The sequence below is a fragment of the Pseudomonas sp. SWI36 genome (assembly GCF_002948105.1).
Taxonomy (GTDB): domain Bacteria; phylum Pseudomonadota; class Gammaproteobacteria; order Pseudomonadales; family Pseudomonadaceae; genus Aquipseudomonas; species Aquipseudomonas alloputida.
Map to the genome: position 1 here is coordinate 332,236 of NZ_CP026675.1, position 23,187 is coordinate 355,422.

20 protein-coding genes are annotated in these 23,187 nt (G+C 60.9%); 16 read left to right on the plus strand and 4 right to left on the minus strand.

All coding sequences use genetic code 11. From position 1 onward, the window contains the following. Positions 1 to 2 precede the first annotated feature (2 nt). Both C4Q27_RS01810 and C4Q27_RS01815 read left to right on the plus strand, forming a co-directional pair. The gene (locus C4Q27_RS01810; protein ID WP_104886367.1) at positions 3 to 818 is read left to right on the plus strand and encodes a gamma-carboxygeranoyl-CoA hydratase; all 816 of its coding nucleotides are present in this window, start codon (positions 3 to 5) and stop codon (positions 816 to 818) included. Further along, positions 815 to 2,767, plus strand: coding sequence for an acetyl/propionyl/methylcrotonyl-CoA carboxylase subunit alpha (locus C4Q27_RS01815; RefSeq protein ID WP_104886368.1), 1,953 nt, complete (start codon positions 815 to 817; stop codon positions 2,765 to 2,767). The genes C4Q27_RS01810 and C4Q27_RS01815 overlap by 4 nt, the downstream gene beginning before the upstream one ends. Positions 2,768 to 3,369: 602 nt before the next feature. On the opposite strand, the gene C4Q27_RS01820 is transcribed toward C4Q27_RS01815, so the two are convergent. Next, entirely contained in the window at positions 3,370 to 4,074 is a 705-nt protein-coding gene (locus C4Q27_RS01820; protein WP_010954860.1) for a LexA family transcriptional regulator, read from the minus strand. An 87-nt stretch (positions 4,075 to 4,161) separates the two neighbouring features. Between C4Q27_RS01820 and C4Q27_RS01825 the strand changes: the two genes are divergently transcribed. Then, complete coding sequence (locus C4Q27_RS01825) at positions 4,162 to 4,461, plus strand: DUF6124 family protein (RefSeq protein WP_010954861.1); 300 nt, start codon at positions 4,162 to 4,164, stop codon at positions 4,459 to 4,461. Positions 4,462 to 4,909: 448 nt separating this feature from the next. Beyond that, positions 4,910 to 5,425, plus strand: a complete 516-nt coding sequence (locus C4Q27_RS01830) for a DUF4880 domain-containing protein (protein WP_064491956.1) — start codon at positions 4,910 to 4,912, stop codon at positions 5,423 to 5,425. Between the two features lie 120 nt (positions 5,426 to 5,545). Here the strand turns inward: C4Q27_RS01830 and tssM are convergent, their stop codons facing one another. Genes tssM through vasI form a run of 3 tightly spaced genes read right to left on the minus strand, consistent with a single transcriptional unit; the run spans position 5,546 to position 11,255 of the window. Then, positions 5,546 to 9,172 carry a type VI secretion system membrane subunit TssM gene (gene tssM, locus C4Q27_RS01835; protein ID WP_104886369.1) on the minus strand — a complete coding sequence of 1,209 codons (3,627 nt, stop codon included), beginning with the start codon at positions 9,170 to 9,172 and terminating at the stop codon, positions 5,546 to 5,548. Beyond that, positions 9,169 to 10,635, minus strand: coding sequence for a type VI secretion system protein TssA (gene tssA / locus C4Q27_RS01840; protein ID WP_104886370.1), 1,467 nt, complete (start codon positions 10,633 to 10,635; stop codon positions 9,169 to 9,171). The genes tssM and tssA overlap by 4 nt, the downstream gene beginning before the upstream one ends. Next, on the minus strand, positions 10,623 to 11,255 hold the full coding sequence (gene vasI / locus C4Q27_RS01845; RefSeq protein ID WP_177409985.1) for a type VI secretion system-associated protein VasI: 633 nt from the start codon (positions 11,253 to 11,255) through the stop codon (positions 10,623 to 10,625). The genes tssA and vasI overlap by 13 nt, the downstream gene beginning before the upstream one ends. A gap of 274 nt (positions 11,256 to 11,529) precedes the next feature. Between vasI and tssB the strand changes: the two genes are divergently transcribed. From tssB to C4Q27_RS01905, 12 genes are all read left to right on the plus strand, one after another. Beyond that, a complete protein-coding gene (gene tssB, locus C4Q27_RS01850) occupies positions 11,530 to 12,033 on the plus strand; it encodes a type VI secretion system contractile sheath small subunit (RefSeq protein WP_104886371.1) in 504 nt (167 codons plus the stop codon). A 17-nt stretch (positions 12,034 to 12,050) separates the two neighbouring features. After that, the gene (tssC, locus tag C4Q27_RS01855; RefSeq protein ID WP_104886372.1) at positions 12,051 to 13,538 is read left to right on the plus strand and encodes a type VI secretion system contractile sheath large subunit; all 1,488 of its coding nucleotides are present in this window, start codon (positions 12,051 to 12,053) and stop codon (positions 13,536 to 13,538) included. After that, positions 13,535 to 13,945, plus strand: a complete 411-nt coding sequence (gene tssE, locus C4Q27_RS01860; protein ID WP_104886373.1) for a type VI secretion system baseplate subunit TssE — start codon at positions 13,535 to 13,537, stop codon at positions 13,943 to 13,945. The genes tssC and tssE overlap by 4 nt, the downstream gene beginning before the upstream one ends. Positions 13,946 to 13,948: 3 nt before the next feature. Continuing rightward, positions 13,949 to 15,715: a type VI secretion system baseplate subunit TssF gene (gene tssF / locus C4Q27_RS01865; protein WP_104886374.1), complete on the plus strand. Its 1,767-nt coding sequence runs from the start codon at positions 13,949 to 13,951 to the stop codon at positions 15,713 to 15,715. Beyond that, a complete protein-coding gene (tssG, locus tag C4Q27_RS01870) occupies positions 15,679 to 16,695 on the plus strand; it encodes a type VI secretion system baseplate subunit TssG (RefSeq protein WP_104886375.1) in 1,017 nt (338 codons plus the stop codon). Before tssF ends, tssG begins: the two co-directional genes overlap by 37 nt. Beyond that, entirely contained in the window at positions 16,692 to 16,904 is a 213-nt protein-coding gene (locus C4Q27_RS01875) for a hypothetical protein (RefSeq protein ID WP_104886376.1), read from the plus strand. The genes tssG and C4Q27_RS01875 overlap by 4 nt, the downstream gene beginning before the upstream one ends. Beyond that, on the plus strand, positions 16,901 to 17,698 hold the full coding sequence (gene tssJ, locus C4Q27_RS01880; RefSeq protein ID WP_104886377.1) for a type VI secretion system lipoprotein TssJ: 798 nt from the start codon (positions 16,901 to 16,903) through the stop codon (positions 17,696 to 17,698). Before C4Q27_RS01875 ends, tssJ begins: the two co-directional genes overlap by 4 nt. A 49-nt stretch (positions 17,699 to 17,747) precedes the next feature. Further along, on the plus strand, positions 17,748 to 19,085 hold the full coding sequence (tssK, locus tag C4Q27_RS01885) for a type VI secretion system baseplate subunit TssK (RefSeq protein ID WP_104886378.1): 1,338 nt from the start codon (positions 17,748 to 17,750) through the stop codon (positions 19,083 to 19,085). A 1-nt stretch (position 19,086) separates the two neighbouring features. Further along, positions 19,087 to 19,962, plus strand: a complete 876-nt coding sequence (icmH, locus tag C4Q27_RS01890) for a type IVB secretion system protein IcmH/DotU (RefSeq protein ID WP_104886379.1) — start codon at positions 19,087 to 19,089, stop codon at positions 19,960 to 19,962. A 133-nt stretch (positions 19,963 to 20,095) separates the two neighbouring features. Continuing rightward, positions 20,096 to 20,611: an Hcp family type VI secretion system effector gene (locus C4Q27_RS01895; RefSeq protein WP_003251355.1), complete on the plus strand. Its 516-nt coding sequence runs from the start codon at positions 20,096 to 20,098 to the stop codon at positions 20,609 to 20,611. Positions 20,612 to 20,685: 74 nt separating this feature from the next. Beyond that, positions 20,686 to 22,671 (plus strand): type VI secretion system Vgr family protein, encoded by a 1,986-nt coding sequence (locus C4Q27_RS01900; RefSeq protein ID WP_104886380.1) that lies wholly within the window; start codon positions 20,686 to 20,688, stop codon positions 22,669 to 22,671. Between the two features lie 47 nt (positions 22,672 to 22,718). Beyond that, on the plus strand, positions 22,719 to 23,150 hold the full coding sequence (locus C4Q27_RS01905; protein ID WP_104886381.1) for a DcrB-related protein: 432 nt from the start codon (positions 22,719 to 22,721) through the stop codon (positions 23,148 to 23,150). Positions 23,151 to 23,187: the final 37 nt, after the last annotated feature.

Sequence of the window (23,187 nt, forward strand, 5' to 3'; positions counted from 1 at the left end):
CCATGAGCGATTTCAGCACCCTCGAAGTGATCCGCGACCCACGCGGCTTCGCCACCCTGTGGTTAAGCCGCGAGGACAAGAACAACGCCTTCAACGCGCAGATGATCCGCGAGCTGATCGTGGCCATCGACCAGTTGGCCGAAGACGCCAGCCTGCGCTTTGTGCTGCTGCGCGGCCGTGGCCGGCACTTCAGCGCCGGTGCCGACCTGGCCTGGATGCAGCAGTCGGCACAACTGGACTTCAACACCAACCTGGATGACGCCCACGAACTGGGTGAGCTGATGTACGCCCTGCACCGCCTCAAGGCCCCGACCCTGGCCGTGGTGCAAGGCGCAGCCTTCGGCGGCGCGCTGGGTCTGATCAGCTGTTGCGACATGGCCATCGGCGCCGAAGACGCCCAGCTGTGCCTGTCGGAAGTACGCATCGGCCTGGCCCCGGCGGTGATCAGCCCGTTCGTGGTCAAGGCCATTGGCGAACGCGCCGCGCGCCGCTACGCCCTCACCGCCGAGCGTTTCACTGGCGTGCGCGCCCGCGAGCTGGGCCTGTTGGCCGAGGTATACCCGGCCAGCGAACTGGACGACCACATCGAAGCCTGGGTAAGCAACCTGCTGCAGAACAGCCCACAAGCATTGCGCGCCACCAAGGACTTGCTGCGCGAAGTGGACGACGGCGAACTCAGCCCGGCCCTGCGCCGGTACTGCGAAAACACCATCGCCCGCATCCGCGTCAGCGCCGAAGGCCAGGAGGGCCTGCGCGCTTTCCTGGAAAAACGCCGCCCTGCCTGGCAAACCGTTGACAAGAAGGAGCCGCGCCCATGAGCCGCCCCGCTTTGACCACCCTGCTGGTCGCCAACCGCGGCGAAATCGCCTGCCGGGTGATGCGCACCGCCAAGGCCATGGGCCTGACCACTGTTGCCGTGCACAGCGCCACCGACCGTGACGCCCGGCATAGCTGCGAAGCTGACATCCGCGTGGATCTCGGTGGCACCAAGGCCGCCGAAAGCTACCTGCTGGTCGACAAGCTGCTGGCAGCAGCCAAGGCCAGCGGCGCCCAGGCTATCCACCCAGGTTATGGCTTTCTGTCCGAGAACGCAGGTTTCGCCCGCGCCATCGAGCAGGCCGGGCTGATATTCCTCGGCCCACCGGCCAGCGCCATCGACGCCATGGGCAGCAAATCGGCAGCCAAGGCGCTGATGGAGGCAGCCGGCGTGCCGTTGGTGCCGGGCTACCACGGCGAGGCCCAGGACTTGGACACCTTCCGCGCCGCAGCCGAACGCATCGGCTACCCGGTGCTGCTCAAGGCCAGCGCTGGTGGCGGTGGCAAGGGCATGAAAGTGGTCGAGGAAGAAAGCCAACTGGCCGACGCCCTGGCCTCGGCCCAGCGTGAGGCACAGTCGTCGTTCGGCGATGCGCGCATGCTGGTGGAAAAGTACGTGCTCAAGCCACGCCACGTGGAGATTCAGGTGTTCGCCGACCAGCACGGCAACTGCCTGTACCTCAACGAGCGCGACTGTTCCATTCAGCGCCGCCACCAGAAGGTGGTGGAAGAGGCCCCGGCCCCCGGCCTCTCGCCCGAACTGCGCGGGGCCATGGGCGAAGCGGCGGTGCGTGCCGCTCAGGCTATCGGTTACGTGGGTGCCGGCACCGTGGAGTTTCTGCTTGATGCACGTGGCGAATTCTTCTTCATGGAGATGAACACTCGCCTGCAGGTGGAACACCCGGTCACCGAGGCCATAACCGGCCTGGACCTTGTTGCCTGGCAAATTCGCGTGGCCTGCGGCGAAGCCCTGCCGATCACACAGGAACAGGTGCCGCTGATCGGCCATGCCATCGAAGTACGCCTGTATGCCGAAGACCCGGCCAACGATTTCTTACCCGCGACCGGCAAATTGGCGCTGTACCGTGAATCGGCGCCTGGCGAAGGCCGGCGGGTGGACAGCGGGGTCAGCGAAGGCGATGTGGTGTCGCCGTTCTACGACCCGATGCTGGGCAAGCTGATTGCCTGGGGCGAAGACCGCGAGCAGGCGCGCTTGCGCTTGCTGGCCATGCTCGACGAGTTCGCCATTGGCGGGCTGAAAACCAACATTGCCTTCCTGCGGCGCATTCTCGCCCACCCGGCATTTGCTGCGGCGGAGCTGGATACCGGCTTCATTCCGCGTCATCAGGCGGTTCTGCTGCCTGCGCCGCAAGCACTGCCGGCAGCCGTCTGGGAAGCGGCGGCAGAGGCGTGGCTGCAGGGCCAGGGGGTCCATCAGCGCGAAGACGACCGCCATTCACCTTGGGGCGGGCGTAACGGCCTGCGCGTGGGCCTACCGGCACGCAGCAGCTTGCATCTGGTGAGCGCTGGGCAAGATCAGGCAGTGGCCCTGGAACGCAGCGCTGCTTCTACCTGGCAGCTGCAAGGTGAGCAGTTGGTGCATGACCAGAACGGCGTGCGTCGCCAGCATCTGGCAATCCGTCGGGGTGGCACGCTGTACCTGCACTGGGATGGTGAAATGCATGCCATCGAAGCTTTCGACCCGATTGCCGAGGCTGAAGCCAGCCACAGCCATCAGGGTGGGATGGGTGCGCCCATGAACGGCAGTATCGTGCGGGTGCTGGTCGAACCTGGCCAGGTGGTGGAAGCCGGTACTGCGCTGGTGGTACTGGAGGCCATGAAGATGGAGCACAGCATTCGTGCGCCGCATGCCGGCACGGTGAAGGCGCTGTTCTGCCTGGAGGGGGATATGGTCAGCGAAGGGACTGTGCTGGTCGAACTGGTGGAATAACGGTGCCGGAGGGCCGCTTTGCGGCCCTAACGCAACACAAGGCCGCCCCTGCAACAGCCCGTAGGAGCGGGTTCACCCGCGAAAGGGCCGGGCCTGCTGGCCAATCTCCACCCGCTGTTCACCGTTGCCGCCGCTACCGTATTCGCGGGTAAAACCGCTCCTACGCCATCGGGGGTGGACACACTTTGGTGATTGGGCGCAGGCCGCGTGCAGGCCGTCGTAGGAGCGGGTTTACCCGCGAAAGGGCCGGTCCTGCCGGCCAATCTCCACCAGCCGTTCACTGTTGCCGGCGCCACCGTATTCGCGGGTAAACCCGCTCCTACGCCCGATCGGGGGGTGGACACACATCAGTGATTGGGCGCAGGCCGCGTGTAGGAGCGGGTTTACCCGCGAAAGGGCCGGTCCTGCCGGCCAATTTCCACCCGCCGTTCACCGTTGCTGCCGCCACCGTATTCGCGGGTAAACCCGCACCTATCGGGGGTGGACACACATCGGTGATTGGGCGCAGGCCGCGTGTAGGAGCGGGTTCACCCGCGAAAGGGCCGGCCCTGCTGGCCAACTTCCACCCGCCGTTCACCGTAGCCGCCACTCCTCAAACCCTTTCAAAAGGCCCCATGCACCCGCACGACCACCCCAAGAAATTCGCAACCCTCTTCGCACAACAGCGCCGGGTAGTTACTGTTCAATGCCTTCAGATAACGCTGCCCACCTTCCTCGGCCAGCTCGCGGAAAATCGCCGGCTTGCCCGGCTGACGAGCGATAACCAAACGCCCCGCCTCAGCCTCTACACCTGGGTCCACCAGCATCCGCATGCCCTGCGGCACACTGCGGCCACTGACAGCGCTCATGGCATCGTTTTCCACGGTTAGCCAGAACGCCTTGCCCTGTGCCAGGTAGTCAGTCTGCTCGAAAACAGCAGGCTCTACAGCCGTCGCAGCCTCTAACTCACTCCAACCCAGCACCGGGTAACGGAAGCAAACGATGTACCGCATGAGGTCGAGTTCATCATCGTCTGCTATCTCGTAAACACTACGCTCCTCGCCAACCTGCCCCTGGATACGCAGCTGCAGGCTGACGTTGTAATGAGGCATTCCAAGCTCGACGAACGTGCGGTTCATCGATTCGATTTTCGGCTGACGCCGCTTGTTCACCCAATGACCGACACTGCCTTGAGACACACCAACGCGCTCGGCAAGCTGCTCTTGAGTGAGCCCTAGCTCCTCCATCCGGTCACGGACGAGGGCAATCCATTTATCCATATTCATCGCTGGCACGATACGGACTGCCTTCAAGCGCTCAATAAACATTCAGTATTATTTATCGGGAAGAATAAAAATACTGTAGGTATTACCATCGACCTGACCCCTTCCCTACTGGCTCCGGCAGGTATCAGGATGAAACTACCGAAAAACGACGAAACAGATCTCGACAGCGAAGCAGCCCGCCGCGCGCTCGACTATTACCTCAACCCCAACCCACCGCGGCCCACCCTGGACAACAGGATCTGGACCCTGCACGAAGGCGTAACCGGCGAACAGGCCAAGGAACACGCCATCGCCCTGCTGCGCTGCGCTGCGGCCACCGCCCAGGAAACCGCCACCCACCAGCACGGCAGCCAGCGCGAACTGACGTTCGCGTTGATGCACATGATGGACATGGCTCGCGCCCTGCTGGAGCACAAACACACCGAGTGACCGGGTTTATAGACAAGAAAGGAGGGAGAGAACGTGATGGCCGCGTAACGGCAAAAGCCCCGATTGCCGGGACAAGGAAGCGCGCCGGTAAAACTTTTTTACCGGATTAGCGAAAATTCATTTGACTGCCAAATGATAACGATTATTATTGCACTCAGCTGATCGCGAGATCCGCTGGATAACCTGAAAGCTTAGGTCGCTCTCAGATTATCTCCTCATCAGGCTAATCACGGTTTTTGACCCGGCTTTTTTGCCGGGTCTTTTTTTTGGCTCTTCAGGCTAATGAAGATCGTGATGGCGCGCATGATAGCAAAGGTGTTTCAGGGCGTGAACGCTCGTTACAAAACTTTGCGGAATCAGCACTTGAGAATCAATCTCGTTTCCACTAAGCTGTTTCCGCATCAAGGAAGATGCCCCCTCCTCCCCTTTATAGAGCAAGGAGCTGTCCATGACCCGTCTGCTGCTGCCCCTTGAGCACCCCACTCCTGCTACCGAGCATGATGCCGACGATGCCCTGCTGCATGCACTGAAGCGGCTACCACGGCGCGTACAGCAAGTATTCCTGCTTAACCGCCTCGATCAGCTGGACTTCGCCAGCATTGCTGTGCGCCTTGACCTGCCACTGGCGAGTATCGAGCGCAACATGGGCCAGGCGCTGCAAGCCGGCCGCTCGCGCCGGGATGTGCTGGCGAGCGTGGCCGGGCAATGGTATGTGCGCTTGCAGAGCCCGCAGGTGACGGCGTGCGAGCGTATCGACTTCCGCCGCTGGCTGGATGCCGATACGGCGAACTTGCAGGCGTTTCACGATACGGAACTGCGGTGGCGCAGCCTGCTGGCGCCGGCACGGCAATTGGGCCATGACGGCTGGTATCGGCAAGGCCGGGCGGCGCTGTCGCTGGGTGGCTGCTCGGTTGCGGTCGGGCTGGGTGTGGCGGCGTTGGTACTGGTTGGGTTCTGGGCTTGATCAGCGCTTCAACATGCCTGTAAGTCCCTGCCCGTGCGTATGCCCGACTTCAGTTGCTCGATAGCCTGGGTACAGTAATGCCGTGCCTGGACTCGCGCTTCGTTTTGCACCACCTCCTGCTTACATGACAGGCACATCCGCCTGCTCGACCAACGCCACCCTCGCTGGCTGTTGCAACAACCCTCGGGGCAACCGAAAACCTTTGAACGGTTGTTGAGTAATTGGGTTGAAGGCTTTTTCCGCGTTCAGCCGGTAGCGCATCACACCATCACCCGTCCTGAAGCTCAGGTCCACGCTGGTTGCCGTGCGTCCATTGAGCGAACCGCGGCTCAGCAGGCGGAACATCGACCAAGGCCCTCGATACTCCAGGCTGCTGCTATTGCCGTTCTGCCTGAGCAGGGTCAGGTTGCTGCGCACGTGTTGCCCCAAGGTATTGGGCCAGACAATACCGGTGATCTGGCTTGGGCCGTGGGTGTAGGAAATCAGCTGCCCATCCAGATCCAGCAGGCTGGTGCGTTGATTTGCACTGAGCCCCAATGGCTCGATGCTGAACTGCACGCTGAGGTTACCGCGCTGATCAAAGAACGTTTCGCGGATGCGATCAGCCAGTTTCAGCTGCTCGATCACATCAGTACGGATCAGGGAACGCCCCTGCAGACCAGCCTGCAAGGCCTCCAGATTGTCCTTGAGGAAGAGCTTCAGGTATTGATCCTGGAACTGCTGCAGTCGCCCATTCGGTCCAAAGAACGCTTCAAAGTCTTCCAGCGAAGCGTCGGGTGCCCTGACGACGAATGGGTAGCGCTCGGCCAGGCGCTGCTGGAAGAAGCTGTAGACTTCAGCATCCCACCGTCGCTCCAGCTCGCGCAGCGCTTCAACGTTCAGCACTTGCGCCGTTTGCTCTGCCACCTTTCTGACGTGATGATTGATTGGCTCCGGCAAGCCAGTGGCGACGCGTTGCAAGGTGCCGATGGGGTCGTGCCCGGTCATTGAAAAGCGCTGATGCACCGCGTGCAGCGCGGCCTTGCCCCGGTCTGGGCTACCCTGTACCGCCTTGGCATAGTCGTGGACGGCAGCTATGGCTGCGTGGGTTTCATCGTAGTAGCTCGGCTTTTCGCCTGCAGCGTGCAACATGGCGTTCAAGCCTGCAAACGCCCGCTGGATGGCCAGCGCCTGTTGTTGCTCGGGCTTGCTGTTGACCGAAACAAGCGAGGGGGTCTCATCCGCCACGCCAACATTCATCGGTGATAACAGCGAACTGTTGTCGCGAACCGTCTCCAGCAATCGGTGCAACGGCGCCGCTGGCCCGGCCAACTGTTCAAGGATCGTGATGCCATGATCCAGGTCTCGAAAATCCGCCACGGAGAATGCGTTCAAGGCGCGACGCCAACTGTCGATGTAGTCGGCGCTGTACAGGTTGCGCAGGCGCTCGTTCAGCGCAGCCTGGTCGGCATCTGAGTAGTCCAGTTGAGCACGTTCCCCCAGTGCCCACTGGTCGATCATTGCCATTTCCGTAAAGCGCTGACTACGCGGTTCAAAATACTCCTTGAAGCCTTTGGCGGTGAGCATGGGCGCCAGCAAAACACCATTGTCGCCCTGGCTCGAGCCGGAAGACAGCTGGTAAACGACATCGAACGCAGGCCCCACCTGATGACGCAGGTCCAGACCGGTATGCAACTGCTCCTGGGCCTGCTGCTTCAGGCCTGCATACACGCGTTGTGGCAACGGCACCTTGCGCAAGGTCTGCTGCACGTCGCTGACACGCTGGCGATACTGCGGCAGGTCGGTATCCGCGTAGGCCAGGGCATACTTCAGGTGCCGCATGAGGTCACGTTGCAGCTGCCCCTGGCCGGGGAAGGCCTGTTGCCACTGTCGCGCCATCCAGTCTTCGACCCATTCCGCTCGGCGGTTCCGGCGATCCTCGATCATCCGGTAAACCCGGAGCGCGGCCATTTGCTGCTCGCTGCCGGGGGGCGCCGCATCCATGGCATCGATCACGCCGCTGGCCAACGCAGGCAAGAAACGCCTGGACAACAAACTGAGGTACGCCTCATCCACGGTCGGCCCGATGGCACGGCCCTGGTACAGCCCCAGATCAGCAACACCCGGCCACGCAGCGCGGTAGTCGCCAAACACTGCTACCGCATCGCGGATCTGGTCCAGCGGCTCCAGCAAGTTGCGCCCGGTCGGGTCCAGACGCTGATCCACTTCGTGATGGCTGTACTCCCGGCTCTTGGCCAGCACGCTGGCGGCCTTGATGCCATTGATGTCGAAGTAACGATGCCAGCTGGCAATAGCGATACAGAAGGCCAGAACGCCTACAGAAGCACCCACCCACAGCAATTGTCGCTTGCGCCGTGCCACCCTGACGTTGTCGCCGGCAAGGCCGGCCTCCTTGTAGATGACCCGCCCAAAGGCCTGTTGAATGAAGTAGGCCAACGCCTTGCCCTGCGCCTTGCCCTCCAGCAAGGGGAGGCTGGTCTTGTAAGGCTGCGCCGCCTCACGGACAAAGGCGTTGCGCACGTCACCGTGCTGTACGACTGACGACCAATACACACCGCGCACCAGCGCCGGGGTGGTGAAACGGTCACTTGCCAAGGTCTCGCGCAGAAAGCTCAACAGTATTGGACGCAACCCGAGCAACTGCCTATGCAGTGAGTAGAGACGTGAACGCAACGCAGGGCTACCCTGCACGTCCAGACGATCGATCACCTGCTCGAACAGCTGCTCCAGCAACCGATCATAGTGTTCGCCATACTCGCCCAGCCAAGCGTCGAAGGTGTCGACAGCATCCAGCTTGAACGTGAATCCAAACAGGCTGTTGCGCTTGGCGGCCGAAAGCTTGCTGTAGAATTGGTCGAAGCCGTCCAGCAGATCGAACTTGCTCAACACGACATACAGCGGCAAGCGCGAGCCCAACTGGCTGCTCGCCTCGTAAAGACGTGTGCGCAGCAGGTGGGCAAGTGCCGTGCGTTGCTCGACGGTACCGTGCAGCAGCGCGGGCAGGTCGACAACCAGCACCAGGCCGTTTAGGGCTCTCTGGCTTCGATTGCGCTGCAGCCAATCCAACAGATGCTGCCACAGTTTGGCTTGGGTTCCAGACGGTACCGAAGACTCAACGTCAGTGGAGTCACTGCCCAGCGAATCTGCGGGGCCGTTCTGGCTGATAAAGGCACCGGGCGGGTCGATGATCACCGCGTCATTGCTGATCCACCACCCCACGGGGTAGGCGAGCGCCTGCGCTGGCCGTCCCCGTGCCTGCGCCTTGTCGATGCGGGTCAACGAGAAACTTTGATCGGTGCAGTCAATAAAGCTGCTCTTGCCGGCCTGCCTGGCGCCCAGCACGAGGTACCACGGCAATCGGTACAGCGCGCGACGCCCACCGGCATTGTCCAGGTAGCGTGCAAGCGCTTGGCTCAACGCCTTCTCTTGTGCATGAACGAACGGTTGCGCCGGATCCACCTCGGCAGCCATCGCCTGCTGACGTTCTGCTTGCAAGCGGCGAAAGCGCGTTCTCAAGACAACCAGCCAGCACAACAGCGCCACCAACACGAACACCAGGCTGGCCATACTACGATGCGCCACACTGGCCAACGGCTGCTGATCGCGCCACGTCCATTGCGGGCCGAGCCACCAGATGGCGACCAGCATCAGCACAGCGCCAAGCCCAAGTAGCAGCGGCATTGCCAGACCGATACGGGTCATCAGCGGCCAGCCCCAACGTTTGAGGTACTTCCAGAGTTGATTCATCGAGGCTCCTGCTCCTTGTTCCGATCGGCCAGCACGTGGGAGGACGCGTATTGTTGAAGCCGCTGAAATACCTCGGGCTCCCAGTCGCTGGCGGTGGTTTGCTGCATCGTGCGCGCTACCCCGGCGCACAGGTCCTGGGCCAACCAGGACACGCCTCGTGCGGCCAACAGGTCCGCTGCGATGAGGGTGGTATGGCAGCGCTCGCGAGGGGCTCGAAAATCTGCCTGCATCCCCTGCAGCCTTAGCAACACCGGTTCTACGCCGCCGCTTTCCAGCTGGCTGACCAGTTCTTCGCGAAGGCTGGTGAACTCTTGGGAAGCTCCGGCTTGCTCGGATTGCCCGTCTGCCCCTTTGAGCCAGGCCAGGCATTGGTCGTCGACAAACACCCGACCGTCGCTGAAGCACAGCTGCTGCAGCGCTGGCATGCGCAGCACGAAACGAGCGGTCGCCGCACGGATGGCCTCAGCCACTTCGCCTATCGCCAGCCGCGACGCGGCGGTTGCGGCAAGGAAGCTGCCGCGAATCCAGAAGGGCGAAGCCGACACACTTTTTTCAACCCGCTGGAGCAACGCCGCGTCGATTACGGTACCGGCGATGGCCTCCTCGTAGTCGCTGGCAATATCCCGCGGCACTGCCATCAACTCTGTACGGTTGCCCTGCCGGGTTTGCGGTGCGGCCTGGATGTGGGCCCACAGACCGAAGCGACGCAGTTGGTAGCCGGTCGGGTCGTAAGGGTCCTGCTGGTTGATCAGCTCGGCCATGCTCAGGATGGCTCGGCGCGTCTCGCGCTCGTTACCGATCGACATGCAGGGTTTCGGCGTGGCGATGACATCCACCAGCGGCGCAGGTTGGGGGCTCTCCACCGGGGCCTTGGGCGCATCGCACTCGCCAATACCGTTGGCAAGCGCCGTGTGTTTACGCAACAGGCGCTCCAGCTCACCCAGAACAGCCGGGTCAAGCTGGGCGGCTTCCTGCTGACGTAGCAAACGGGCCAATGCACCCTTCGCCGCTGCGGCGTGAGCCGGGGTGTAGGTGAAACGATCAAGGCGCGGCAGCGCATCGATCAAGCGATTGAGCACCAGGCCAACGACCTTGCGCTTGGTCAGGAAGCCCTTCGGGCCAGGCGCTGGATGAGCGGTTTCCCAATAGCCTTCGATCATTCCGCCCAGCAACGCCAAGGTGAACCCCCAGCGCTCCCAACAACCACTGCGCAGCCACGCAACGCTCAAGTGCGCGACGATCCGCAGATGCTTGCACTGTCGCTCCAGGTACTGACCGGAGGCCTCCTCGATGTAGTCCCAGTCGATAGACGCTTCCTGCAGCCCACCCAGCTTGACCATCTCCTGGTCAATGGCCTGGTAGGTTTCGTCTTCCCCATCGAACAGCCCCGCCGGTACCTGGGCATCGATGGGTGCGAGCAACCGTGTGATTTCTTGCGCCTCGACCTCAGCTACCAGCGACATGTCTTGCGAGCCTCGTCGATAAGCGGGTCCAGCCCCTGAGCGTCAAAAACGAGTCCATCAACGGCAGGGTTGTCGCTCTCTACGTGAATGCGATGGGCCCCGATCAATTGCTTGATCTGCTCGATACCCGGCAAGCCTCTGCCGGCGTCGAGCACTTGGCCGTTTTCCATCACTTGCCACGGTGTGGGTACAGTAGCGCCCCGCTCCCCTCTCAACCGCACCTGCACTCGGCTGGCATCGACGGGTTGGGCGGTGACCAGTTGCAACCTCGAGATGTTCTGCACGCAGCTGATGATCAGGTAGGGGTGCGGTGCAACTGAAGCAATCGCAGGTGCAGAGATCAGGAGCCCGCCTTCTTCAGACCTGAGGCGAAACATCAAGTCCTCGGGCGCCCGCCCCGTCTCATGGATCAATACGCGACGCAACGTGGGCGCTTCCAGTTCCTGCGCTGACCACTGTCGGTGCGGCGTGAATCCCGGCGTACCCGCCGCCTGATCGAAACACGCCAGGCGTTCGATATTGGACACGATCCGTGGGCAGTCCTGCGATGCACGGGTCAAGGCAGGCATTAACAAGAACAGGAATGAAAGTCCGACGCCACCTGCATAACGAATAATCATCTCACCTTAACTCTCCCACTCAATCGTACACATGCCCGTGAATTAACCCAGCCATCCCAACAGCGGAAAAGAGGCTAGTACATAAACTCAATTCTATTCAAGAATTTATTTTGTTACATATTTGAACTCGACGCTCGACGATTATCCAGCGCATGGTTTTTACGCAACGAACAACTCAAATCTCAGAAATCATGTTTATTAAACGTTTAACGCGCAAGCTTACTTGTAGGAAGCGTCCTACATATAAACCCCACACTAAAAAAGATATATAACCATGACTAAATCCTCCGGCTCCGTTGCACCCAAAGAACGCATCAACATCAAATATGTGCCCGCCACCGGTGACGAGCAGGCCGAGGTAGAGCTGCCGCACAAGATGATGGTGCTGGGTGACTTCGGCCTCGACGACAGCCGCTCCCTCGAAGACCGTCAGGTCATGCGCATCGATAAACACACCTTCAACAACGTGTTGAACGACGCCGATGTGAGCCTGGCCATGTCGGTGCCCTCTGCGCTTGGCGCTACTCCGGATGCAGAGCTGGCAGTCAACCTGCAATTCAAGTCCATCCAGGACTTCGGGCCAGACCGCATCGCACGCCAGGTGCCCGAGCTGAACAAGCTGCTGCAGCTGCGTGAAGCGCTGGTCGCCCTGAAAGGCCCGCTGGGCAACGTGCCCACCTTCCGCAAACAGCTGCAGCAGCTTCTGAACGACGCGCATGCCCGCAAGCAACTCGCGCAAGAACTGGACCTGGTGCTTGAAGCGCCAAAAGCCGACTGAGACAACGGAGCGTCCCCATGCCAAAGCCAAGCACAACTGTCACTGTTGAAACACAGGCCGAAACACTGAGCAATGCCACCTTGCTCGACCAGATCATGGCAGAGACCAAGTTGGTTCCCACGCAAGAGGGTTACCAAGTGGCCAGGCAGGGTGTATCCGCCTTCATTGCCGAAATTCTGAAAAGTCATGACCCAGATCAATTGATCAACAAACACCGCGTCGACCAGATGATTGCCGAGCTGGATCGGGTCCTCAGCAAGCAGATGGATGCCATTCTGCATGAACCCGCGTTCCAGCAACTTGAATCCGCGTGGCGAAGCCTCAAACTTCTGGTCGACCGTACGGACTTTCGCGAGAACATCAAGCTCGAAGTCTTGCACGTCAGCAAGGAAGACTTGCTCGATGACTTCGAGAACGCCGCCGACATTACCTGCAGTGGTATTTATAAACACGTCTATACCGCCGGCTACGGCCAGTTCGGTGGCGAGCCGGTCGCGGCAATGGTTGGCAACTACAACTTCGGCCCCTCTTCGCCTGATATCAAACTGTTGAGCTACATGGCGTCCGTCGGTGCCATGTCGCATGCGCCCTTCATTGCGGCACCCTCCCCGGAGTTCTTCAACCTGAGCAGCTTCGAAGCGCTACCCAATCTGAAAGAAATCAAAGACATCTTCGCCGGCCCACGGCATGCCAAGTGGCGTGCGTTCCGCGAGAGCGAAGATGCCCGCCACATCGCGCTGACCGGGCCGCGCTTCATGCTGCGCTCCGCCTACCATCACCAGGACCAGCCGATCAGCAGCTTCAATTACGATGAGAACATCAACGGCCGGCACGACAATTACCTGTGGGGCAGCTCAGCCTTTCTGTTGGCCAGCTGCATCAACGACAGCTTTGCCCGCTACCGCTGGTGCCCCAACATCATCGGCCCGCAATCGGGTGGTGCCGTCGAAGGCCTGCCGGTACATCTGTACGAATCGCTGGGCCAACTGCAGGCCAAGATTCCTACCGAGGTACTGATTTCCGACCGCAAGGAATTCGAGCTGGCCGAAGAGGGCTTTATCGCCCTGACCATGCGCAAGGACAGCGACAACGCCGCGTTCTTCTCAGCCAACTCGGTGCAAAAGCCGAAAAACTTCCCCAAGACACCCGAAGGCCTGCAGGCACAGACCAACTACAAGCTCGGCACCCAACTGCCCTACCTGTTCATCGTCAATCGCCTGGCCCACTACATCAAGGTGTTGCAGCGCGAGCAGATCGGCAGCTGGAAGGAGCGACGGGACCTTGAGTCCGAACTCAACAAATGGATCAAGCAATACGTCGCCGACCAGGAAAACCCTTCGGCCGATGTGCGCAGCCGTCGGCCGTTGCGTGCTGCCAGGGTCGAGGTCTCGGACGTGGCGGGTGATCCGGGCTGGTACCAGGTCTCGCTCGCCGTGCGCCCGCACTTCAAGTACATGGGCGCGAACTTCGAAATTTCCCTGGTAGGCCGGCTCGACACGCAATGAGTGGTTTCTTCGATCGCTTGATGGCGGACCCGTCCGCCATCCGGGAGCCGTCTCGCCAGGAAAGCGCTTCGCACAAGTTCGCGGCCATCAAGCGCCACCTCGAAACGTTGCTGAACGCTCGCCAAGGCTGCTCCCAGAGCAGCCCCGAGCTTGGCCTGCGCGACTTCAACGGGCATGACGTCAGCAGTGGCGACCTGCTGCAGCAAGTGAGCGCCGATATCCGCCGTACCCTCCAGCGCTTTGAACCGCGCATCCAAGTGCGCGCGCTCAAAGCGGTACCGGATTGTCACGCCCCGTTGGAACTGCATTTCAGGCTCGACTGCCAGGTGCAGGTCAACAACCAGGCAGAGCAGTTGCAGCTGGAGCTGCTGGTAAACGGACACAACCGCTACACCCGAGTGAGGTGACCCATGTCACTGAAGGACAGATTCAGCGAAGAACTGCGTTACCTGCACGAGTTGGGAAACGACTTCGCCAAGGACAACCCTCAGCTTGCCCGGCTGCTAGGCAAGGCGGGCAGCGACCCCGATGTCGAGCGGTTGATGGAAGCCTTTGCGTTTCTAACGGCCAAGCTTCGGCTGAAGCTGGAAGATGACCTGCCAGAACTCACCCACCCCATGCTGCAGATACTGTGGCCCAACTACCTGCGGCCACTGCCCAGCGCGACGATCATCCAGTTCTCGCCACGCAAACAATCGCTCAGCCAGTCACAGCACATTCTCAAAGGTGCAAGATTGTTCTCGAAACCCGTGGACGGCGTGCCCTGCGAGTTTCGTACCTGCACGGGAGTGAGCCTTCATCCGGTCGAAATCAGCGCCGTCAGCGCAACCCAGACACTCGACAGCTCTGTGGTTCGCATCGGCCTGCAAACCTTGGTCGAACGGCCACTGAATACGTTGGGCTGCGCCCGTCTGGATTTCCACCTGAGCGGCGACAACCGCACCGCTCTGACGCTTTATCTATGGATTGCTCAATACCTCAAACACGTCAGCGTGATCATGGACGGCGAGGTGCGCCGGCTACCGGCCAACAGCATCGCGTTCCCGGGTTTCAGCCCTGAGGAGGCCTTGCTGCCCTACCCGCGGAACGTGTTCGATGGCTACCGGATCCTGCAGGAATACTTCGTGTTCCCGAAGCGCTTCCACTTCTTCAGCATTACCGGCCTGGAAAAGCTGTGGCCGGCGCAAGCCTGCCAGCAGGTGGGCATCGAGTTCCACTTCACGCGTCAACTGCCAGAACCCCTTCGCGTTGGCACAGAAGATTTCAGCCTGTTCTGCACCCCGGCTGTCAACCTGTTCAAGCACAGTGCCGAGCCCATCGACCTGGCCAGCGAGGCTGCCCAGGTCGAGCTCAAGCCCAGAAGCGAGGAGCAGTCCGCTTACGAAATCTTCAGTGTCGATGAAGTCATCAGCACCCGAACGACCACTGACGGAAGCACCGGCGAGCACCTGCGGACTTTTCGCCCTTTCGAGTCGTTCGCCCACGAAATCGAGCATGTCCAAGGCCGCACGGCGCTGTACTACCGCTACCAACTCGAAGAGTCCCTGCGCGGCGATGGCGTGACCCACCGCATCGCCTTCGTGCGCGCCGATGCCAACAGCTATATAGGCGAGCTTGAAACTGCATCCATCGACCTGACCTGCACCAACAGGGACTTGCCGCTGGCGCTGGGCGTGGATGACATCAACGTCCTCACCGAAGTCACGCCGCCCCTGGCGACCTATACCAACATCTGCGCCCCCACCCGCCCCTACCGGTCCGTGCTGGATGGCCAGTTGCAGTGGGCGTTGATCTCCAACATGTCGCTCAACTACCTGTCGCTGCTGTCGGTCGAGCCGCTCAAGGCGGTGATTCGCACCTACGACTTCGCGGCGTTGCACGACATCCAGCAAGCGCGCACCACCGGCAAACGTCTCGACGGTATCCGCGAACTCCACACGCAGCCCATGGACTGGCTGATCAAGGGGCAACCCATACGAGGCCTGCACACCCAACTGAAGCTGGACCAGGCGGCCTTCCTCTGCGAAGGCGACCTCTACCTGTTCGGCTGCGTGCTCGCGCACTTCTTCGCCCTGTACGCCAGCATCAATTCCTTCCATCAACTGGAAGTGATCAACACCACCAACAACGAGCACTACACATGGCCCATCCAGACCGGCAAGCAACCGCTGATCTAGCCGACAAGCTGCTCGCCAATGCGCACCAGTACAACTTCTTCCAGTTGCTGGAGCGGTTGCATGGCCTGCACGGGGACGACCTGGAACCGCGTTGGGCGGATGAGGCCACCCGGCTGCGCGTGCGGCTGGCCAGCGACCCGCGCCTGACCTTTCCCGTCTCTGATGTGTACAAGGCCGAGCGGATGCCCGGGGAGGATGAGCGCTATCGCGTGTGCACCACGTTCATGGGGCTGCACGGTACCGACTCGCCCTTGCCCACCTATTACCTGGAACAGGTGGCCTATGAACATGCCCAGGGTGTAGGCGTGCGGCCTGCCTTCTTCGACTTCTTCAACCATTACCTGCTCAGCCTGCTGCACCGGATCTGGCGCAAGTACCGCTATTACATCCGTTTTCAACCCGGTGCGCGCGACGGGTTCTCCCAGTACATGTTTGCCCTGCTCGGGCTGAACGACAAACAGCTGCGCGGCGACACGACACTGCCCTGGAGCCGCCTGCTCAGCTTTGCCGGGGTTATCGCCAGCCGCAGCCGCGCACCGGGTACCGTTGCCGGCATCATCGCCCACTGCTTCGATCTGACGCACGTGCAGATCCGCGAATTCGAGACGCGCTCGGTCACCACCAACAGCAAACAGCTTGTAAGCCTCGGGCGCAGCAACGGCGAGCTTGGCAGCACGTTCATGGTCGGCAGCCGCACCCGCACCCGCAGCAGCAAATTCACCATCCTCATCAGCGAACTCGACCAGGCGCAGCTGCATGACTTGCTGCCCAGCGGCATCAACTTCGGTCGCTTGCGCGCCTTGATTGATTTTCTGCTGCGCGATGGCCTGGCGTATGACCTGGAGCTGCGCCTGAAAAAGAACGCACTGTCGCCGTTCTGCCTGCACCGCAGCAAAGGCGCCTACCTGGGCTGGACCAGCTTCGTCGATGACCACGATGGCCAGATCAGTCCCGTTGTCCGCTTTCGGGGGCGCTCATGAGCACCTTGACCTTGTGCATCATCAATCTCGACCAGGTGCAGCATACCGTCACCCTGCCTCATCGGTTTGATCGCACGGGCGGCACCATCGGCAGCGACGGGGCCGATTGGGTGATCAAAGACCCCTTGGCAGCGTTCAAGGCGCTGGCTGAGGCGGCGCCATCAACCACGGCCCCGCTGCAACAGCTGACGGCGGGAGAGCGCCCATGAGCCGCCTGGCTTTCTTGATGGCGCCTCTGCTGATCGTGCTGGTCGGGCTGCCAGGTTGCACGTCCTTGAGCAGAGCCACCAAGGTGGTGCTGGATCACTCGTTACCGATCGGGCCGCCCAAGGACGACCCCACCCAAGTCGCGTTCAGCATCAACGTCAGCCCAACGCTCAACAGCAACCCGAACAGTGTCGACGTGGCGGCCATCCCTGAGAGCATCCTGGAACCCAGCCCCTATGCAGTCACCTTGAGCGCCGGCGATCCGCACGCACTGACCGACAAAGTCGGGACCTTGCTCGCATACCTGCAAGCGCAATTCCCCGCGATGTCCCGCGTGGAAACCGGCGAAGAGGACCAAAGCGAATGGGCTCGCTCCCCGATGGAAGAAAGCTCGCCCGGCAGCTATGACGACCCCACGGTGGTGCTCACACTGCCGAGCAGCAAGGCCGAAGCCAGCGGGCCTGTCGCCACACCGATTGCCATCAAGATCCTGCAACTGCGCGATGACTCGCTGCTGCGCAACAGCGTGTACCAACTGCTGGACGATGACCCCGCCAAGGCACTGCGCAGTACCTACATCCGCGATGACGATTACCTGCTGAACCCAGGCCAGTTCAAGTTCATACCGTTTCAGCCCATCGAGCCCGAGACCCGCTTCGTCGCAGTGATCGGCGACTACAGAAACCAGGAGAACGCGACCTGGCAGCACGTGTTGCGGATTCCGCCACGCGGCCACCAGATCATTCTCTCAGTGCTGGTCAATGACGCGCAGATCCTGCTCAAGGAGGAGGAATGACAGCGCCTCTGCACCCTATCCCCCTTACTCACGCTGACACGGAGCGCTCATGAGTTCACGTAACCCCGTTCTGTGGCCCGAAGGCCTGTTCGTCAAACCGCAACATTTCCAACAAGCTGCGCGGGCCAGTGAAGCGGCCTTGCATCAACGCCTTGGCAGCCTAAACGCGGCCTTCTACGGCTTCAGCGAACTGCAGCTGAGCACCGAATACCTGAGCCTGGGCAAGGTCGCCATCACCAAGGCGCGCGGCATCATGCCCGATGGCACGGTGTTCGATATTCCCGCCGATCTGCCTCCGCCGCCACCCCTGGAAATCGAGGACGACGGTTCGAAAGACAGCGAGATTTTCCTGTGCTTGCCGCTGCGGACCGAGGGCGGCCGTGAAGTGAGCTGGCCCGACAATGCCGCCAACTTCCGCTATACCGCCCAGGCACAGGAAATCAAGGATACCCACAGCGCCGACGGTGACCTGGTGCAGGTCGACCTGGCCGTGCCCAACCTGCAGCTCAAACGTAAAGCCGATGACAGCAGTGCCTACACCCGCCTGGCCGTGGCTCGTATCCTGGAACGGCGCCCCGACGGTAGCCTGCAGTTGGATGAAACGTTCTACCCCACCAGCGTTTCGGTGCGGGCAGTGCCGGCCCTTCAGCGTTGTCTTGAAGAAATCACCAATACCCTGCGCGAGCGTGCGCGCAATCTTGCCGCCCGCATTGGCGCTTCGGGCCAGTCGGGTATCGCCGACATCCGTGACTTCAACCTGCTGCAGGCCATGAACCGCTGGTGGCCGTGCTTCAACCACCTGGCCAGGCAAGGACAAACACACCCCGAGCAGTTGTACCTGTCCATGAGCCAGGCGTGTGGTGAATTCGTCACCTTCACCGACGAGAACCGGCTGCCGCAGGAATACCCGGCCTACCACCACACCGCACTGCGTACCTCGTTCAAGCCCCTGGAGGACACGCTCCGTCGAGCCCTGAGCACGGTCCTGCAACCCCGCGCCGTGTCACTGCCGCTGGAAACCCTGGACTTTGGCGTGATGACAACCACGCTGGAAGACCGGCGCCTGATCGACGAAGCCGATTTCATCGTCGCCGTGCGCGCCGACCTGCCGCCGCAGACGTTGCGCCAGATGTTCATACAGAAAGCCAAGGTCACCTCACTCGAATCCTTGAATGACCTGGTGCCGTTGCAACTGCCGGGCATCCCGCTGCTGCCCCTGCCGGTTGCACCACGCGACCTGCCCTTCCATGCGGGCTTCAGCTACTTCGAACTGGACCGCCGTGACCCCGCCTGGGCCTGCATGAAGACGGCCAACGGCTTCGGCTTCCACGTTGCAGGTGAGTTCCCAGGGCTTGAACTGCAGTTCTGGGCGATCAGGGGTGAATGATATGGAAAACAGTAACCCTACCCTCAACGACGCGAAGCACGTTGCGGATACGGATTTGCACTCGATGCTTGAGAAGTCGCTGCCCAACGACGCACCCGCACCCGCACCTGCAGCTTCCACTGCATCTGCACAGGAGCAGAAGCCGGAACCTGCATATCAGGGCTACCCCGCGGATCCGGAGTTTCAGCTCCGGGGTGGCTGCGCCAATCTCATGCTGGATGCCGCAGCGCCCTTGTTCGGGCTGGTCATGCGCCTGCGCACGCTTGATGAACTGCCCAACATCAAAGATGTGCATCAGCAAGTACGTATTCAGATCGACAGCATCCGGGAAGAAATACGCCAGCACGGCTATGAGCCCGCTCAGTTGCTGGCGTACTCCTACGGCCTGTGCCTGTACATCGATGAAGCGGTGATGGATCGGCCCTGGGGCAAAAGCAGTTGCTGGAGCCACGAGCCGCTGCTCAGCATCTTCCACGACGAGACCTGGGGCGGGGAAAAATTCTTCACCGTGCTTTCCCGCCTGATGCAGGAGCCCAAGCGCTATCAGGACGTGCTGGAGTTCATGTACTTCGCCCTGTGCCTGGGCTTGAAGGGCAAGTACGCCATCGCCCCCAAGGGCGAAGAGTCACTTAACGCCCTGATCCACCAGCTCCACGGGATCATCCGTGAGCTGCGCGGCCCTACGCCAGAAGAGGTCTGCGACCCCTACACCAACGTCGCCCCAAAGAACTTCCGCATGAGCCGGATATGGCCGTGGTGGAGCCCGTTGGTCATCTCCGCCATCGCCATGGCGGTGGCCTACGGGATCTACAGCTACCGCCTGCACCTGATCACAACCGAGGTGCTGGAGTCGCTGAACGGCATTTTGCAGCAATAGCCAACCGTGACACAGCACCACTGAGTTCAACGAATTCGCGAGGTTTTTGCCTCGCTGACAAGCCCATCGTTTCCGATGGCCACGCCACCTGTGGTGCGCGTGCTTTACCCACATGGACGCAGGAGTAACTGCCATGCCAACACCCGCTTACATCAAGATCATAGGCCAGACCCAAGGCAACATCACCGCTGGCGCCTTCACCGCTGACTCCGTCGGCAACGTGTTCCAACAAGGCCATGAAGATCAGATTCTGGTTCAGGAAATCAAGCATGAGGTGACTACGCCCACTGACCCCCAGAGCGGTCAACCGAGTGGCCAGCGCGTGCATAAGCCTTTCATATTCACCAGTTCACTGAACAAAGCTACCCCCCTGATGTATCAGGCACTTGCCACCGGCGAAATGCTGCCAACGGTCGAGGTCAGCTGGTATCGCACCTCGTCGGAAGGCAAACAAGAGCATTTTTTCACCACCACGCTCGAAGACGCCACCATCGTCAGCATCAATACCGTGCTTCCCCACGCACTCGACAAAGACAATGAAAACTACACCCAACTGGTTGAAGTATCGCTGGCTTATCGAAAGATCACGTGGGCTCACGATGTAGCCAATACCGAAGGCTCTGACGACTGGCGCGCACCTGCCGCCTGACCTGTGCAAATGCCCCGGGCAGGCCATGCCCGCCCGGGCTTTGTGTTGATTCAGACGGCGGACAAGGATCTTTTATGCCTAGCCAATCTGATTTGCGCTACAGCTTTGAGGCACTCGTTGGCAAAGCTGAATTCGAGGTGGTGTCGTTCGAACTCCGCGAGGGCATCAGCGCACCCTTTGAACTGGAGCTGAAACTGATCAGCTTCGAAAACGACATCGACTTCGGCCATTTGCTCGACAAACCCGTCCTCTTCACCATCCTGGAGGGCGAACGCCCGGTACGGTACGTGCACGGCCTTGTCAGCCGTTTCAGCCAGGCTGAAAGCGGCTTCTACCGCACCTACTATCACGCGCTGGTCGAGCCCCAACTGGCACGGGCCAACCTGCGCTCGAACTGGCGCATCTTCCAGCACAAGACCGTTCCGCAAATTCTCGAGCTGATGCTCAAGCGCCAGGGCATTGACCAGTACGAACTGCGCGCCAGCATGGACCATCAGGTGCGCGAATTCTGCGTTCAGGCCGGTGAGACGGACTTGGCGTTCATCGCCCGCCTGGCCGCTGAAGAAGGCTTCGTCTACCGCTTCGCGCACAGTGAAAAGCTGCACAAGCTGATCATCACCGATCGGCTGCAGTCCCTCGGACTGATCAGCCATGGCGCCGTCAAGGCCGACGATGAAGACGAGGGCTTATTCGATGACGATGAGCCTGTAGGCCCTGACAGCGTGCTGTACCAAGCCAACAGCGGTGGCGATCAAGCCATGCCCTGCCTTCGCCGCTTGCGCTACAGCGAGCAGGTGCGCACCGCTCGACAGGTTCAGCGCGACCACACCTTCACCAACCCGGCCTACCGCCAGGAGCACAGAGCCGCCGGGCCCTTCCTGGAGCACCAGAGCAAAGAGTACGAATACTTCGATTACCCCGGCCGCTATAAACGCGATGCCGTGGGCAAGCCCTTCACTGAAAACCGTATCACAGCGCTGCGCCATGATGTGCGTATTGCCGAGGTCCAGGGCGATGACGTGCGCCTGCAACCGGGGCTCAGTTTCACCCTGACCGGTCACCCACGTGACGACCTCAATGTGCATTGGCGGGTGAACACGGTTACCCATAAAGGCCACCAGTTCACCAGCCTGCAGGAAGAAGCCGCCGACGTCGATGTAAGCACGCGCTACGAGCAGACCGCAGTGCTGGTCCCCGGTCGGACCGAATGGCGCCCTGCGCCATTGAAAAAACCGCGAATCGACGGGCCGCACATGGCCACCGTCGTCGGCCCGCCTGGCGAGGAAATCTACTGCGATGAATGGGGCCGGGTAAAAGTCAGTTTCCCCTGGGACCGCGAAAGCCAGAACAACGAGTTCAGTTCGTGCTGGCTGCGGGTGTCTCAAGGCTGGGCGGGGGGCAGCTGGGGCTCGATGGCCATTCCTCGGATCGGCCAGGACGTGATCATCCATTACGTCAACGGCGACCCCGACCAGCCGATGATCACCGGGCGCACTTACTGCGGTGACCAACTGCCGCCTTACGACCTGCCCGATCACAAAACACGCATGACCATCAAGAGCCAGACCCACAAGGGGGAAGGTTTCAACGAGCTGCGTTTCGAGGATGAGCTGGGCAAGGAGGAAGTGTTCATCCATGCCCAGAGAGATCAGAACACTCTGGTCAATCACAACCAGTCCCTCTCTGTGGGCGTCGATCGCACCCAACAGGTTGGCCAGGACGAATCGGTCGCCATTGGCCGCAATCGTCTGCGCGTGGTCAAGGCCAACGACACCGTGAAAGTGGGGGGTGGCAAAAACGACCTCATCGCAGGCGACTACGAAGTCGAAGCGGGCACCACGCTGCGCCTCAAGTGCGGCAAGACCCTTATCGAAATGCACGCCAATGGCACGCTGAACATCACCTGCGAGACCTTCAACTTCACCGCACAACAGACCGGGCAGATCAACACCCTGGCGGCAAAGCTCGACCTCAACCCAACGGGTAGTTCGGCGGGTGCGGGCGCGAACGGGCGCGACAGTGACTCACTCAAGGCTGACGTGGATGGGCATTTCGACTAGCGCTCGCCCAGCCACCCTGCACTGAACTCAAAAAGGACTTACCCAAGATGACCCGATACCTGACGCACGATGTAATCCTCAATCTGGGTGATGAAGCCCACGAGGACTCGACGCTGAACATGCTGCGCTTCCCCAACAGACAAACCACGTTGGTGATTGCTCGCAGCCCTGTTGCAAACACCAAGACCCTGGATGAGGCCTTGGACGACCAACTGAACCTATTACGGAAGAAGTCAAAGGCGCTGACCATTACGCCCGCGAAAGTGACCCGCCTTGGAAGCAATGAGCATCCCATCGACAGTCGGGAAATGGCCATCCAGTTCATGGTCGGCGACAAGCCCCACTACCAGCTTCAGGCGGCCTGCCTGATACCGGGGCAGCAACGGATGCTGGTGCTCAACTACAGCAAGCCAGGGCCTTTGAGTGACGACGATATCAGCCACTGGCGCGCTCTCAAAGACGAGCTCCGATTTGCCTGAGCCTCTCCACGCACCAGGACAAGGACTTTCGGATTGC